The organism is Streptomyces sp. TAA040 (assembly GCF_000424845.1).
Genome location: NZ_KE384254.1, coordinates 304,536 through 317,981, shown reverse-complemented (window position 1 = coordinate 317,981; position 13,446 = coordinate 304,536). Strand labels below are relative to the sequence as shown.

13 protein-coding genes are annotated in these 13,446 nt (G+C 75.3%); 9 read left to right on the top strand and 4 right to left on the bottom strand.

Annotated elements, in window-relative coordinates; translation table 11 throughout:
* Positions 1-216: 216 nt before the first annotated feature.
* Positions 217-1,380 carry an 8-amino-7-oxononanoate synthase gene (locus tag H300_RS0123245; RefSeq protein ID WP_028429298.1) on the bottom strand — a complete coding sequence of 388 codons (1,164 nt, stop codon included), beginning with the start codon at positions 1,378-1,380 and terminating at the stop codon, positions 217-219.
* A gap of 216 nt (positions 1,381-1,596) precedes the next feature.
* Here H300_RS0123245 and bioB point away from each other — a divergent pair, with 216 nt between their 5' ends.
* From bioB to bioD, 3 genes are read left to right on the top strand one after another with little or no spacing between them, the layout of a single operon-like run.
* On the top strand, positions 1,597-2,832 hold the full coding sequence (gene bioB, locus H300_RS0123240; RefSeq protein ID WP_028429297.1) for a biotin synthase BioB: 1,236 nt from the start codon (positions 1,597-1,599) through the stop codon (positions 2,830-2,832).
* Positions 2,825-4,129, top strand: a complete 1,305-nt coding sequence (locus H300_RS0123235) for an adenosylmethionine--8-amino-7-oxononanoate transaminase (RefSeq protein ID WP_028429296.1) — start codon at positions 2,825-2,827, stop codon at positions 4,127-4,129. Before bioB ends, H300_RS0123235 begins: the two co-directional genes overlap by 8 nt.
* A 16-nt stretch (positions 4,130-4,145) precedes the next feature.
* On the top strand, positions 4,146-4,847 hold the full coding sequence (gene bioD, locus H300_RS0123230; protein ID WP_028429295.1) for a dethiobiotin synthase: 702 nt from the start codon (positions 4,146-4,148) through the stop codon (positions 4,845-4,847).
* Positions 4,848-4,878: 31 nt separating this feature from the next.
* Here bioD and H300_RS0123225 read toward each other — a convergent pair whose 3' ends face one another.
* Both H300_RS0123225 and H300_RS0123220 read right to left on the bottom strand, forming a co-directional pair.
* The gene (locus H300_RS0123225; protein ID WP_028429294.1) at positions 4,879-5,250 is read right to left on the bottom strand and encodes a hypothetical protein; all 372 of its coding nucleotides are present in this window, start codon (positions 5,248-5,250) and stop codon (positions 4,879-4,881) included.
* Complete coding sequence (locus H300_RS0123220) at positions 5,247-5,480, bottom strand: toxin-antitoxin system HicB family antitoxin (RefSeq protein ID WP_028429293.1); 234 nt, start codon at positions 5,478-5,480, stop codon at positions 5,247-5,249. The genes H300_RS0123225 and H300_RS0123220 overlap by 4 nt, the downstream gene beginning before the upstream one ends.
* Before the next feature lie 387 nt (positions 5,481-5,867).
* On the opposite strand from H300_RS0123220, the gene H300_RS28855 reads away from it, so the two are divergent.
* The 6 genes from H300_RS28855 to H300_RS0123190 all read left to right on the top strand — a co-directional run bounded on the left by H300_RS28855 (position 5,868) and on the right by H300_RS0123190 (position 12,562).
* A complete protein-coding gene (locus tag H300_RS28855; protein ID WP_078516253.1) occupies positions 5,868-7,313 on the top strand; it encodes a hemolysin family protein in 1,446 nt (481 codons plus the stop codon).
* Positions 7,310-8,365, top strand: coding sequence for a hemolysin family protein (locus tag H300_RS28850; RefSeq protein WP_051270306.1), 1,056 nt, complete (start codon positions 7,310-7,312; stop codon positions 8,363-8,365). The genes H300_RS28855 and H300_RS28850 overlap by 4 nt, the downstream gene beginning before the upstream one ends.
* Positions 8,366-8,411: 46 nt before the next feature.
* Positions 8,412-9,197 (top strand): SGNH/GDSL hydrolase family protein, encoded by a 786-nt coding sequence (locus H300_RS0123205; RefSeq protein WP_028429292.1) that lies wholly within the window; start codon positions 8,412-8,414, stop codon positions 9,195-9,197.
* 11 nt (positions 9,198-9,208) lie between these two features.
* A complete protein-coding gene (gene purB, locus H300_RS0123200; protein ID WP_028429291.1) occupies positions 9,209-10,639 on the top strand; it encodes an adenylosuccinate lyase in 1,431 nt (476 codons plus the stop codon).
* A gap of 92 nt (positions 10,640-10,731) precedes the next feature.
* Positions 10,732-11,226, top strand: a complete 495-nt coding sequence (gene mug, locus H300_RS0123195; protein ID WP_486584016.1) for a G/U mismatch-specific DNA glycosylase — start codon at positions 10,732-10,734, stop codon at positions 11,224-11,226.
* A gap of 181 nt (positions 11,227-11,407) precedes the next feature.
* Positions 11,408-12,562, top strand: a complete 1,155-nt coding sequence (locus H300_RS0123190; RefSeq protein ID WP_028429289.1) for an ROK family transcriptional regulator — start codon at positions 11,408-11,410, stop codon at positions 12,560-12,562.
* A gap of 60 nt (positions 12,563-12,622) precedes the next feature.
* Here H300_RS0123190 and H300_RS0123185 read toward each other — a convergent pair whose 3' ends face one another.
* The gene (locus H300_RS0123185; RefSeq protein ID WP_028429288.1) at positions 12,623-13,354 is read right to left on the bottom strand and encodes a GntR family transcriptional regulator; all 732 of its coding nucleotides are present in this window, start codon (positions 13,352-13,354) and stop codon (positions 12,623-12,625) included.
* Positions 13,355-13,446 lie beyond the last annotated feature (92 nt).

Genomic DNA, 13,446 nt, shown 5'->3' with positions numbered 1-13,446 from the left:
AGCGGGGGCGGAGCCGCCCTCGGATGGTTGCTCCGCGTCAGGGTGCCACCACGGGCACGGCGATGCGTCCGATCCACCGGGATGTACGGACATGGATCGCTCGATGCGGTGAACTCCGCGCCGGGAAGCCCCTTCTGCCGCACGGACCGCCACCTCCCGGCCGCCCGGGGCACGGCGGACGCGGACAGGCACCGCGGACGCCCTCCGGCAGCGGTCTCAGACCCCGCCGGACCCCCTCGGAGGGAAGGGAGCGGCCCGGGTGATCGCGGCGACGGCAGCGTCCAGTTGGCCCGTCGTCAGGTCGGCCCGCGCGGTCAGTCGCAGCCGGGAGACACCGTCGGGCACGGAGGGCGGCCGGAAGCAGCCCACCGCCAGCCCGGCCGCGCGGCAGCCGTCGGCCCAGGCGACGGCCGCCTCGGCCGACGGGGCCCGCGCGGACACCACCGCGGCGTCCGGCGCGACCGCGGCGAACCCGGCCGCGCTGAGCCCCGTGTGCAGCGCGCCGGCCCGGGCGCGGACCCGGGCGGCCCTGCCGGGCTCGGCGCGCAGCAGCCGCAGGGCCGCGAGGGCGGCCCCGGTGGCCGCGGGCGCGAGACCGGTGTCGAAGATGAACGACCGTGCCGTGTTGACCAGGTGCGCGATCACGCGGGCCGGGCCGAGGACCGCGCCGCCCTGGCTCCCCAGCGACTTGGACAGCGTCACCGTCGCGACGACGTCCGGGGCGCCCGCGAGTCCGGCCGCGTACGGCGCCCCCCGACCGCCGGGGCCGACGACGCCGAGCCCGTGGGCATCGTCGACGAGCAGCGCGGCGTTCACCTCCCGGCAGACCACGGCCAGGGCCGCGAGCGGGGCCGCGTCGCCGTCCACCGAGAACACCGAGTCCGTGACGGCCGTCGCGGGCCCCACGTGGCCGTCGAGTGCCGAGCGGAAGCCCTCGGGGTCCGCGTGCGGTGCGATCCGGGTCGTGGCGCGGGAGAGCCGGCACCCGTCGATCAGTGAGGCGTGGTTCCCCGCGTCGGAGACGATCCGCGTGTCGCGGCCGGTGAGCGCAGTGACCGCCGCCAGGTTGGCCGCGTAGCCGGAGGAGAGGACCAGCGCCGCCTCGAAGCCGCAGAACGCGGCCAGTTCCGCCTCCAGTTCGGCGTGCAGCTCGGTGGAACCGGTCACCAGCCTCGAACCGGTGGCCCCCGCACCCCAGGTACGCGCGGCGCGGGCCGCCGCCTCGGTGACCTCGGGGTGGCGGGCGAAGCCCAGGTAGTCGTTGCCGGCGAGGTCCAGCACGGCGGAGTCCGCGGCGCGCGGGCGCAGCGCGCGGGCGAGGCCGTCCCGGTCCCGCTGCCGGCGGGCCTCGTCGAGCGGTCCGAACGGGTCCTGCTGCATACGGTGGTGCCGTTCCGTCGTGGTCGGTGGGCGGACTGCCCGATGCCCGCGTGGACCGCTACGGCCCTCGGGCGGCCGGACGCCGTGCGTGGGTTCCGCATAGAACCTAGTGCCGGCGGACCCCCGGCAGCGTGTGGCAATGCACACACCCCGTTCGGACGGAGTTGTGGGTTCCCTCCTTGGCCGCGGACCACCCGGTAGGCAAGGATCATCGCCATGGAGCTGCTGAAGACGCTGGTGGACAAGGGACTGCGACGCGAGCTGCCCACGCGGGAGGAGGCCCTCGCCGTCCTGGCGACCCGGGACGACGACCTCCTCGACGTGGTCGCGGCGGCCGGGCGGGTGCGCCGGGCCTGGTTCGGCCGGCGGGTCAAGCTCAACTACCTGGTCAACCTCAAGTCCGGACTGTGCCCCGAGGACTGCTCGTACTGCTCCCAGCGCCTGGGCTCCAAGGCGGAGATCCTCAAGTACACCTGGCTCAAGCCGGACCAGGCGGCGCAGGCCGCGGGTGCCGGGGTGGCGGGCGGCGCCAAGCGGGTGTGCCTGGTCGCCAGCGGCCGCGGACCGACCGACAAGGACGTGGACCGGGTCTCGGACACCATCGCCGCGATCCGGGAGCAGCACGAGGGCGTCGAGGTGTGCGCCTGTCTGGGGCTGCTGTCCGGGGGGCAGGCGGAGCGGCTCCGGGCGGCGGGGGTGGACGCCTACAACCACAACCTCAACACCTCGGAGGAGACCTACGGCGACATCTGCACGACGCACGACTACCAGGACCGGGTCGACACCGTGCGGCAGGCGCAGTCGGCCGGGCTCTCGGCGTGCTCCGGGCTGATCGCCGGCATGGGCGAGACCGACGCGGACCTGGTCGACGTGGTGTTCGCGCTGCGCGCCCTGGACCCCGATTCGGTGCCGGTCAACTTCCTGATCCCCTTCGAGGGGACCCCGCTTGCCGAGCAGTGGCAGCTGACACCGCAGCGCGTTCTGCGGGTGCTGGCGATGGTCCGGTTCGTCTGCCCGGACGTGGAGGTCCGGCTGGCGGCCGGGCGGGAGGTCCACCTGCGCTCGTTGCAGCCGCTGGCACTGCACCTGGCCAACTCGATCTTCCTGGGCGACTACCTGACCAGCGAGGGCCAGGCGGGGCAGGCCGACCTGGACATGATCGCGGACGCCGGTTTCGAGGTGGAGGGCGCCGGGACGGGGACGCTACCGGAGCACCGGCGGGCCGCGACCGGCGCAGGCTGCGGAAGCGGCTCCTCCGCCGGCTGCGCACCGTGCGGCACCGGGGAGGTGGGGGACGCGGCCCCCGCGGCGGCGTCCGGGGGCGCGGGGAGCGCCCGCGGTCCGGCCCCGGGCGCGGGCGACGGGGCCGCGGAGCCCGCCGGGGCCCCGCGGGCCGGTCTGGTCACGGTGCGGCGGCGCGGCGCGGGCACGGAGCTGCCGCCCAATGCCTGAGCCGCTGACCGTCGCCGAACTGCTGGCGCTGGACCGGCAGCACGTCTGGCACCCGTACGGGCCGATGCCGGGTCGCACGGCGCCGTTGGCGGTGGAGTCGGCGTCCGGGGTGCGGTTGCGGCTCGCGGAGCCGGTGCTGGGCCGGCGGGAGCTGGTGGACGGGATGGCCTCCTGGTGGTCGGCAGTCCACGGCTACAACCACCCGGTGCTGAACGCCGCCGCGCACGAGCAACTGGACCGGATGAGCCATGTGATGTTCGGCGGTCTCACCCACGAGCCCGCCGTACGGCTGTCCAAGCAGCTCGTCGACCTCACTCCGGACGGTCTCGAGCACGTCTTCCTGGCCGACTCGGGCTCCGTCTCGGTCGAGGTCGCCGTCAAGATGTGTCTCCAGTACTGGCGTTCGGTCGGGCGGCCGGCCAAGCAGCGCCTGCTGACCTGGCGGGGCGGCTACCACGGGGACACCTGGCAGCCGATGTCGGTGTGCGACCCGGACGGCGGCATGCACCACCTGTGGTCCGGGGTGCTGCCGCGCCAGGTGTTCGCGCCGGCGCCGCCCGCGGGCTTCGGCCGGGAACCCGATCCGGAGTACGTGCGCGGCCTGCGGGAGCTGATCGGCCGGCACTCCGAGGAGCTGGCCGCCGTCGTCGTGGAGCCGGTGGTCCAGGGCGCGGGCGGGATGCGCTTCCACTCCCCCGGCTACCTGACGGCGCTGCGGGATGCCTGCGACGAGCACGACGTGCTGCTGGTGCTGGACGAGATCGCGACCGGTTTCGGCCGGACCGGGGAGTTCTTCGCCGCCGACCACGCGGGAGTCTCCCCCGACGTGTTGTGCCTGGGCAAGGCGCTGACCGGCGGCTACCTGACCATGGCGGCGACGCTGTGCTCCGCGCGGGTGGCGGACGGGATCTCGGCGGGCGAGGTCCCGGTGCTCGCGCACGGCCCGACCTTCATGGGGAACCCGCTGGCCGCCGCGGTGGCCGGGGCTTCTGTCGGGCTGCTGCGCGAGCGGGACTGGCGCGGCGAGGTGCGCCGGATCGGAGCGGGGCTGCGGGACGGCCTGTCCGGGACCGCCCGGCTCCCGGGGGTGCGCGACGTCCGGGTGCTCGGCGCGATCGGCGTGGTGCAGCTGGACCGCGAGGTGGACATGGCGGCCGCGACGGCGGCGGCGGTGCGCGAGGGCGTCTGGCTGCGGCCCTTCCGCGATCTGGTGTACACGATGCCGCCGTACGTGACCGGCGACGAGGACGTGGCGCGGATCTGCGCGGCGATGCACGCCGTGGCACGGCACGGCTGAGCGGGGGGGGGCGGCGGTGGACGTGCTGTGCGTGACCGGTACCGGGACCGGGGTCGGCAAGACGGTGGCCACCGCGGCCCTGGCGGCGGCGGCCCGGCGGGCCGGCCGCCGGGTGGCGGTGCTCAAGCCCGTGCAGACCGGGGTCGCTCCGGACGGGGCCGGGGACGCCGAGGAGGTGCGCCGGCTGGCGGGCCCGGGCGTCACCTGCTCGGAGCTGGCCCGCTACCCGGACCCGCTCGCCCCGGAGACGGCGGCCCGGCGGGCCGGGCTGCCGGGCGTGTCGGCCGAGCGGATCGCCGGGGCGGTCCGGGAGCTGGCGGCCGGGCACGACCTGGTGCTCGTGGAGGGCGCGGGCGGTCTGCTGGTCCGGTTCGACGAGGAGGGGGCGACCCTGGCCGACGCGGCGCGGCTGCTGGCCGCACCGGTGCTGGTGGTGGCTGCTGCCGGACTGGGCACACTCAACGCCGTCGCCCTCACCGCGGAGGCGCTCGCGGCGCGCTCGCTGCGCTGTCCGGGGGTGGTGGTGGGCAGTTGGCCCGGCGTCCCGGACCTGGCGGCCCGGTGCAACCTGGCGGACCTCCCCGTCGCGGCGGGGGCTCCGCTGCTGGGCCTGCTGCCGGAGGGGGCCGGGGCGCTGCCTCCGGAGCACTTCCGGGCCGCGGCGGCCGGCTGGCTGGCGCCGGAGCTCGGCGGGGTACGGGCCCGGGGGCCCGCCTGACCCCGGGGTGCGCACCGGTGGCGGTCACCCGTCAGCGGCTCCAGGTGCGCAGCTCCCCGGCGATGGCACGGACGTCGGCGGTGCCGTCCTTCACCAGCCGGGCGAGGTCGCGGATTCGCTCGGGCGAGGTGGCCACGTCGTGGCCGTCGGCCACCAGGTAGGCGTAGGCGACCGCGGAGGCGAACATCGCGTTGGAGCGCTCCAGTGCGGGGACGTGGAGGAGCAGTTGCAGGAGCGCGGCGGCCCGTTCGTGGGGGTCGGGGTAGACCGGTCGGCCGAAGATGGTCGCCTCGTGCCGGCTGACGGCGGCCACGAGCGCGCCGTAGTCGGAGATCCGGGGGTCGCCGGGGGTGTTCTGCTCGGCCACCATGAGGAGCCACGCCAGGTCGATGCGCAGGCTCACGTACGGGGCTGGTCCTCGCGCTTCCGGCCGAGTTCCTCGGCGAACACCGTCTCGTACTGCTTCATGAAGTCGGCGGCGGCCTTGACGAAGGTGTGCCCCGCCTCGCCCGCGTCGTGCCGGACCAGTTCCTCGATGTAGCGGTTGACGCTCATCCCGTGCTGCTGCGCGCGCCGCCGTGCGGTCTCTGCGGTGGACTCGTCCACGCGCACGTTGAGCTGGGTCTTGGCCATACCACCACGCTAGCGCGATTACGCTAGTAAGGGCAAGCGCTGCCGTACCCCCGGGCGCACCTGCGGCGCCGGCGCCCGGAAGGACGCCGCGCGGGGCGCCGGTGCGCGGCGGAGGGGCACCCCGGCCCAGCCGCGCCCCTTCACTCCTCGGCGCGGGCGCCGGTGCGCCGTAGGGTGGGTCGGCGCCACCGCGGCCCGTCCGCGGCCGGCTGCCCCGTCACGGTACGGCCGAGGCGGATGCCGCACGGCGAGGAGAACGCCGTCGGGACCGGCGCGAGGAAGGAACGACCGGATCATGGGCTCTCGCCGCACGCCGCGCACTCGTCGGCGCCGGACCGCCGCACCCCCCTGCCCGCCTTCGGCGGCGCACCGGACGGGGGTGCGCGGGTGACCGAGGCGCTGCTGCTGACCCTCGCCCTGCTGCTGACCCTCGCCTGCGGGGTCTTCGTCGCCGCGGAGTTCTCGCTGACCACCGTGGAACGCGGCGCCCTGGAGCGCGCCGCCGAGGCCGGGGAGGCGGGGGCCGCGGGCGCGTTGCGCGCCGTGCGCTCGCTGACCTTCCAGCTCTCCGGCGCCCAGTTGGGCATCACGGTCACCGGACTGATCATCGGCATGCTCGCCGAGCCCTCGGTGGCGGCGCTGCTGTCCGGGCCGATCGAGGCCGCCGGACTGCCCGCCGCGACGGCCTCCTCGGCCGCGCTGGTCCTCGGCACGGCGCTCACCACCGTGGTGCTGATGGTGATCGGCGAGCTGGTCCCCAAGAACTGGGCCATCTCGCGGCCGCTTCCGGTCGCCAAACGGGTGGCGACCCTCCAGCGCGGATTCTCGGCCGGCTTCCGGCCGCTGATCCGCCATCTGAACAACACCGCGAACCGCACGGTGCGCCGGATGGGCCTGGAGCCCACCGAGGAACTCGCCTCCGCCCGCTCCCCGCAGGAGCTCGTGGCGCTCGCCCGGCACTCCGCCCGGGAGGGCGCGCTGGAGGCCGACTCGGCCGAGCTGTTCGTACGGACCCTGCACCTGGCCGAGCTGACTGCCGAGAACGTGATGACCCCGCGGGTGCAGGTGACCGCGCTCGACGCGCGGGCCACCGCGGAGGACGTCGCCGACGCCACCCGCGCGACGGGCCTCTCCCGGTTCCCGGTCTTCCGCAGCAGCCTGGACAGCGTGATCGGCGTGGTCCACGTCAAGGACGTCCTGGCCGTACCGGCGGACCGCAGGCCCGGCCACCCGCTGACCGACCTGCTGCGCGAGCCGTTGCTGGTGCCGGAGTCGCTGACCGTCGACCGGCTGCTGGACCGGCTGTCCGAGACCCGGAGCATGGCCGTGGTCATCGACGAGTACGGCGGCACGGCCGGGGTGGTGACGCTGGAGGACATCGTCGAGGAGGTGGTCGGAGAGGTGCGCGACGAGCACGACCCGATGGAGGCGCCCTACCTGGCTCCGCAGGGGTCCGACGCGCAGGGGCGGGAGACGTACGACGCGGACGGAGCGACCCGGACCGACCAGCTGGAGGCCATCGGGCTGCGGCCGCCGGAAGGTCCCTACGAGACGCTCGCCGGGCTGGTCGCCACCGCGCTGGGCCGCATCCCGGTGGAGGGCGACCGCCTGGAGGTGGCCGACTGGGTCGTGGAGGTGGCCGACGCCACGGGCCGCCGGGTGGCCCGCGCGCGGCTGCTGGGCCCGCCGGACGACACCCAGGAGGCGGACGGCGGTGCCGACGGCCCGGACGACGCGCGCCCGTCCCCGCACCCCGGTCTGCGCGGAGCGGAGCCGCCGGAGGGCGGCCCGCCGCACGGCGGGCCCGCGGACGGCGGGGAGGGCGCCCGATGACCGCGCTGCAACTGCTGATCGGCCTGCTGACCCTGGTCGTCAACGCCTTCTTCGTCGGCGCGGAGTTCGCGCTGATCTCGGTGCGGCGCAGCCAGGTCGAGCCGCTCGCCGAGCAGGGCGACCGGCGCGCGGCACGGGTGGTGTGGGGCCTGGAGCACGTGTCCGCCCTGCTCGCCACCGCCCAGCTGGGCATCACCCTGTGCACCCTGGTGCTCGGCATCGTGGCCGAGCCGGCCATCGAGCACCTGCTGGAGCCCGCCTTCCTCGCCGTCGGACTCAGCGGCGCACCGGCCCACACCGTCTCGTTCGTCATCGCCCTGGCGCTGGCGACCTATCTGCACATGCTCTTCGGGGAGATGGTGCCGAAGAACATCGCCCTCGCCGAGCCCCAGCGCTCCGCGCTGCTGCTGGGTCCTCCGCTGGTGGCGGTCACCCGGGCGCTGCGTCCGGTGATCTTCACCATCAACACCTTCGCCAACGCACTGCTGCGGCTGCTGCGCGTCGAGCCGAAGGACGAGGTGGAGTCGGCCTTCTCCGACGACGCGCTGGCCCGGCTGGTGGCCGACTCCAGCGCGGCGGGGCTGCTGGACCAGAGGGCCACCCGGCGGCTGCGGCACGCCCTGGAGCTGGGCCGGCGCCCGGTGGCCGAGGTGGTCCGCCCCGGCGAGCGCGTCGTGGCCGCGCGGCTGGGCGTCACCCCGGAGGAGTTGGAGCGGCTCTCGGCCCGTTCCGGCTACTCCCGCTTCCCGGTGGTCGACCGGGCCGGACGGGCGGTCGGCTACCTGCACGTGAAGGACGCGCTGAACGCCCGCTCCCGGGAGCGCCCGTTCCCGGTGGCCGCGCTGCGCCCGGTGGCACGGGTCCGGGCGGAGACTCCGCTGGACGACGTGCTGGGCGCGATGCGGAGCAGCGGGACCCACCTGGCGGCGGTGATCGGCCAGGACGGCCGCACCGCGGGGCTGGTCACCATGGAGGACGTGCTGCGGGAGCTGATGGGCCGCACCTCGGCGGCCGGACCGGGAGCGGAGGAGTCCGGCGGTACCGACCGGTAGCCGGTTGACCCGGGCAACCGTACCGGTGGTTATCATGGTTCCCGCCATGACCAACGCACCCAGGATCCAGAGCTTCGCCGCCCTCGGCGACTCCTTCACCGAGGGAATGTCGGACCTCCGCCCCGACGGGACCTACCGGGGGTGGGCCGACCGGCTGGCCGACCGCCTGGCGGCCCGCTCCGACGGCTTCGCCTACGCCAACCTGGCGGTGCGCGGCAAGCTGATCCAGCAGATCGCCGAGGACCAGGTGGCCCCGACCGTGGCCATGGGGGCCGACCTCGTCACCCTGGTCGGCGGCCTGAACGACGTGCTGCGCCCGAAGTGCGACCTCGGCCGGGTCCGGGGCCTGCTGGAGGAGTCGGTGGAGAAGCTCGTCCCCGCCTGCGGACAACTGGTCCTGATGCACAACCCCGGCCGGAACGGCCCGGTCATGGACCGCTACTACCGGCCGCGGATGGAGGAGCTGTACGGCTTCATCGACACGCTCGGCGCCCGCACCGGCGCTCTCGTCGTCGATCTCTACTCCTCCCCCGCCCTGGCCGATCCGCGGATGTGGGCGGACGACCGGCTGCACCTGACGGCGGAGGGCCACCGGCGCGTGGCGGAGGCCGTCTGGCAGCGGCTCGGACTGCCCGCCGAGGCGGACTGGAACACCCCGCTGCCGGCGGCGCCGCCGCCCGCCTGGCACCGCCGCCGGCACTCCGACGTCCGCTTCGCCCGGGAGCACCTGGGCCCGTGGGTCGCGCGGCGGCTCAGCGGGCGGTCCTCGGGCGACGGCCGGCCCCCGAAGCGTCCCGACCTGGCCCCGCACGCCGTCCGCGACACCCCGTAGAATCCGGCAGCGTGACTGACAAGCCCCGCATTCCGAACGTCCTGGCCGGCCGCTACGCCTCGGCGGAACTCGCCGTCCTGTGGTCCCCCGAGTACAAGGTGACGCTGGAGCGGCGGCTGTGGCTCGCCGTGCTGCGCGCCCAGAAGGACCTCGGCATCGAGGTGCCGCAGGAGGCGCTCGCGGACTACGAGCGGGTCGTGGAGCGGGTCGACCTGGCGTCCATCGCCGAACGGGAGCGGGTCACCCGGCACGACGTCAAGGCGCGCATCGAGGAGTTCAACGCGCTGGCCGGACACGAGCAGATCCACAAGGGCATGACCTCCCGGGACCTGACGGAGAACGTGGAGCAGCTCCAGGTCCGGCTGTCGCTGGAGCTGGTGCGGGACCGCACGGTCGCGCTGCTGAGCCGGCTGGGCCGGCTCGCGGCCGAGCACGCGGCCCTCGTGGTCACCGGGCGCTCGCACAACGTCGCCGCCCAGGCCACCACGCTCGGCAAGCGCTTCGCCAGCGCCGCCGACGAACTACTGGTCGGCTACGACCGGCTGGAGAATCTGCTGGCGCGCTACCCGCTGCGCGGCATCAAGGGGCCGGTGGGCACCGCGCAGGACATGCTGGACCTGCTCGGCGGGGACGCGGACGCGCTGGCGGAGCTGGAGCAGCGGATCGCCGGCCACCTGGGCTTCGCGCACTCCTTCACCTCGGTCGGCCAGGTCTATCCGCGCTCGCTCGACCACGACACGGTGAGCACGCTGGTGCAGTTGGCCGCCGCGCCCTCCTCGCTGGCCCGCACGATCCGGCTGATGGCGGGGCAGGAGCTCGTCACCGAGGGGTTCAAGGAGGGGCAGGTCGGCTCCTCGGCCATGCCGCACAAGATGAACACCCGCTCCTGCGAACGGGTGAACGGCCTGACCGTGGTCCTGCGCGGCTACGCCTCCATGGCCGCCGAGCTGGCCGGGGACCAGTGGAACGAGGGCGATGTGTCCTGCTCGGTGGTGCGCCGGGTCGCCCTGCCGGACGCGTTCTTCGCCCTGGACGGCCTGCTGGAGACCTTCCTCACGGTGCTGGACGAGTTCGGCGTCTTCCCTGCGGTCGTCGCCCGGGAGCTGGACCGCTACCTGCCGTTCCTGGCCACCACCAAGGTGCTGATGGCCTCGGTGCGGGCCGGCGTGGGGCGCGAGGCCGCCCACGAGGCGATCAAGGAGCACGCGGTGGCCTCGGCGCTCGCGCTGCGGGCCGGGGCCGAGCGGAACGAGCTGCTGGACCGGCTGGCCGCCGACGACCGGATTCCGCTGGACCGGGGAGCGCTGGACGGCCTGATGGCCGACCGGCTGTCCTTCACCGGCGCCGCCGAGCGCCAGGTCGCCGTCGTGGCAGCCCGGATCGAGGACGTCGCCAAGGCCCACCCGGAGGCGGCGGGCTACTTCCCCGGAGCCATCCTCTGACCGCCTCCGACGCACCCCCCGGCGGCGGCACCGGTCCGCACGCGTCCGGGCCGGACGGCCGCGGGCCGGGCGTCGGACCCGACGACGGGCCGGTGCCGGACGTGATCGCGGAGGGACTGCGGGTGCTGTTCTGCGGCATCAACCCGGGGCTCACCTCCGCCGCCACCGGCCTGCACTTCGCCCGTCCGGGGAACCGCTTCTGGCCGGTGCTGCACGACGCCGGATTCACTCCCCGCCGGTTCGCCCCCGCGGAGCAGTACGAGCTGCTCCGCCACGGCCTGGGCATCACCAACGTGGTGCAGCGGGCGAGCGCCCGGGCCGACGAGGTGGCCGCGGAGGAGTTCCGCGAGGGCGGGCGGCTGCTGACCGCGAAGGTCGAGCGGTTCCGGCCGGAGGTGCTGGCGGTCGTCGGGATCACCGCCTACCGGACGGCGTTCGGTGAGCGCCGCGCGGTCGTGGGCGAGCAGCCCCGCCGCGTCGGCGGCAGCCGGGTGTGGGTGCTGCCCAACCCCAGCGGCCTGAACGCCCACTGGAGCCGTGCGGCGATGGCCGGGGAGTACACGGCGCTGCGCGTCTCGCTCCGCTGAGGGCCCCACCGGGGCCCGGAGCGGACCTGGGGCCGGACGGTCAGCGTACGGTCGGCGGGGCGTGCGCCGGACGGCCCTCGGGGCGTCCGGATCGGTACCGGACGGTGATCATCGCCACACTCGCCGTGGCCCGCTCCCGGCCGATACGATCCGGACACGCGTACGGCAGGGAGGCGTCAGGTTGGGGAGGCTCACCGGCAGGGACCCGTCCCTGCTGCGCAGGATCAACTCGACGGTGGTGCTGCGGGCGCTGCGCACCGCGGACAACTGCCCGACGCTCACCGAACTGGTCCGGAGCAGCGGGCTGTCCCGGCCGACCGTGGAACAGGTGGTCGACGGCCTGATCGAGGGCGGGCTGGTCGCCGAGGCGACTGCGGACCCGGCGGACGCCCGCCGCCAGGGCCGGCCGGCGCGCCGTTACCGGTTCCGGTCGGAGGCCGGGCACCTGCTGGGCATCGAGATCGGTCCGCACCGGGTGTCCGCGGTGCTGTCCAACCTGCGCGGCAAACTGCTGAGCGCGGCGGAGCGGCCGGTCTGCGAGGAAGCGTGCGCCGACGAGCGGCTGGAGGCGGCCCGGGCGGCCGTCTCGGACCTGCTGCGGCGCTCGGAGGTCGCACGCTCCAGTCTGCGGGCCGTGGGGGTCGGCAGTCCCGGGATCGTCAGCGGGGACGGCACCGTGCGGCTGTGCACGGCGCTGCCGGGCTGGACGGGGCTGCCGCTGGGCGAGCGGCTGCGCCGGTCTTTCCGCTGCCCGGTGCTGGTCGAGAACGACGCCAACGCCGCCGTCCTGGCCGAGCGGTGGAAGGGCGCGGCGGTCGGCTGCGAGGACGCGGTGATGGTGCTGGCCGGGCTGAGTCCGGGTGCCGCCTCGCTGATCGGCGGGCGGCTGCACCGCGGCTACGGAGGTGCGGCGGGCGAGATCGGAGCCCTGCACCTGCTGGGTCGCGAGGCCTTCCCCGAACGGCTGCTGTCCACCACGGGTGAGCCGCTCCACCCGCTGGACGAGGCCGCGGTGGCCCGGGTGTTCGCACTGGCCCGGGAGGGGGACGAGGGCGCGCGGCAGGCCGTCGACCGGTTCCTCCAGCGGTTGGTGCACGACGTGGCCGCGCTGGTGCTGGCACTGGACCCGGAGCTGGTCGTGATCGGCGGCTGGGCCGCCGGGCTGGAGGGGGTCCTGGAGCCGCTGCGCGGTGAGCTGGCCCGCTACTGCCTGCGCCCGCCGCGGGTGGCGTCCTCCCTGCTCGGGGAGGCGGCCGTGGCGACCGGGGCGCTGCGGCTGGCCCTGGACCACCTGGAGCAGCAGCTCTTCACCGTCGGCGACGAGGCAGCCGTCTGACGGTCGGACGGCCGGCCGGGAACCCGCCCCGCGGACCGTCCGCCGCGTACCGGGCGCGGGTCAGCTCGCGAGCAGTTCCACGCCGCCGCCGGCCTCGCCGAAGGTGAGCCGGCAGGTGTCGGCACGGTAGGTGGCCACGCCCACAGCGGCGGTGCGCCCGGCGGCGAGGTAGCGGGTGGTGACGACCAGCACCGGCGCGCCGGGCAGCCGGTCGAGCCGCCGGGCGGCGTCGGAGCCCGCCGAGCCGAGCTCGACGGAGCGGTCCTGGCCCTCCAGCCCGGAGGCGTGCAGGGCCTGGAGCACGGCCTGACCGCGGACGGCGCCCGCCGCCTCGGCCGGCACCTCGGTCAGCGGGGTGTAGAGCAGCTCGGTGGCAAGGGGCTGTCCGTGCGAGCGGCGGGTCCGGTGCACCACGTGCGCCGCCCGGCCTTCCGGGAGGTCCAGCAGCCGCCCGACTGCGGCGGGCGGCGCCGCCTCCGTGCAGTCCTCGGTCTGCCAGGCGTCGCCTGCCGCGCCGGGCCGGGTGTCCCTCGTCGGCGCGACGTCCACACCGACCCGCGGCGGGGCGACGGTGGTGCCCACACCGCGCCGGCGCTGCAGCCGGCCCTCGAACTCCAACTGCTCCAGCGCCTGCCGGAGCGTCGCCCTCGCGACACCGTAGCGCGCCGCGAGGTCGCGCTCGTTGGGCAGGATCTGCCCGACGGAGAACTCGGAGTCCAGCGCCTCGGAGAGCACCGTCTTCACGTGCCAGTACTTGGGCTCCGGCACTGCCTCAAGCTGCGTGGTCCCCACCCTTGCCTCCGCCTCGGCCGTGTTGCCCGCGGGCAACGACCCGCCTGCCTTTATGCGTGCTTGTTTATTAAAGGTTGTTGCGTATGCCTTCG

Excerpts from the sequence above, each read along its gene's own strand:
- H300_RS0123245 (WP_028429298.1), bottom strand. The coding sequence starts at position 1,380 with ATGCAGCAGGACCCGTTCGGACCGCTCGACGAGGCCCGCCGGCAGCGG.
- bioB (WP_028429297.1), top strand. The coding sequence starts at position 1,597 with ATGGAGCTGCTGAAGACGCTGGTGGACAAGGGACTGCGACGCGAGCTG.
- H300_RS0123235 (WP_028429296.1), top strand. The coding sequence starts at position 2,825 with ATGCCTGAGCCGCTGACCGTCGCCGAACTGCTGGCGCTGGACCGGCAG.
- H300_RS0123220 (WP_028429293.1), bottom strand. The coding sequence starts at position 5,480 with ATGGCCAAGACCCAGCTCAACGTGCGCGTGGACGAGTCCACCGCAGAG.
- H300_RS28850 (WP_051270306.1), top strand. The coding sequence starts at position 7,310 with ATGACCGCGCTGCAACTGCTGATCGGCCTGCTGACCCTGGTCGTCAAC.
- H300_RS0123205 (WP_028429292.1), top strand. The coding sequence starts at position 8,412 with ATGACCAACGCACCCAGGATCCAGAGCTTCGCCGCCCTCGGCGACTCC.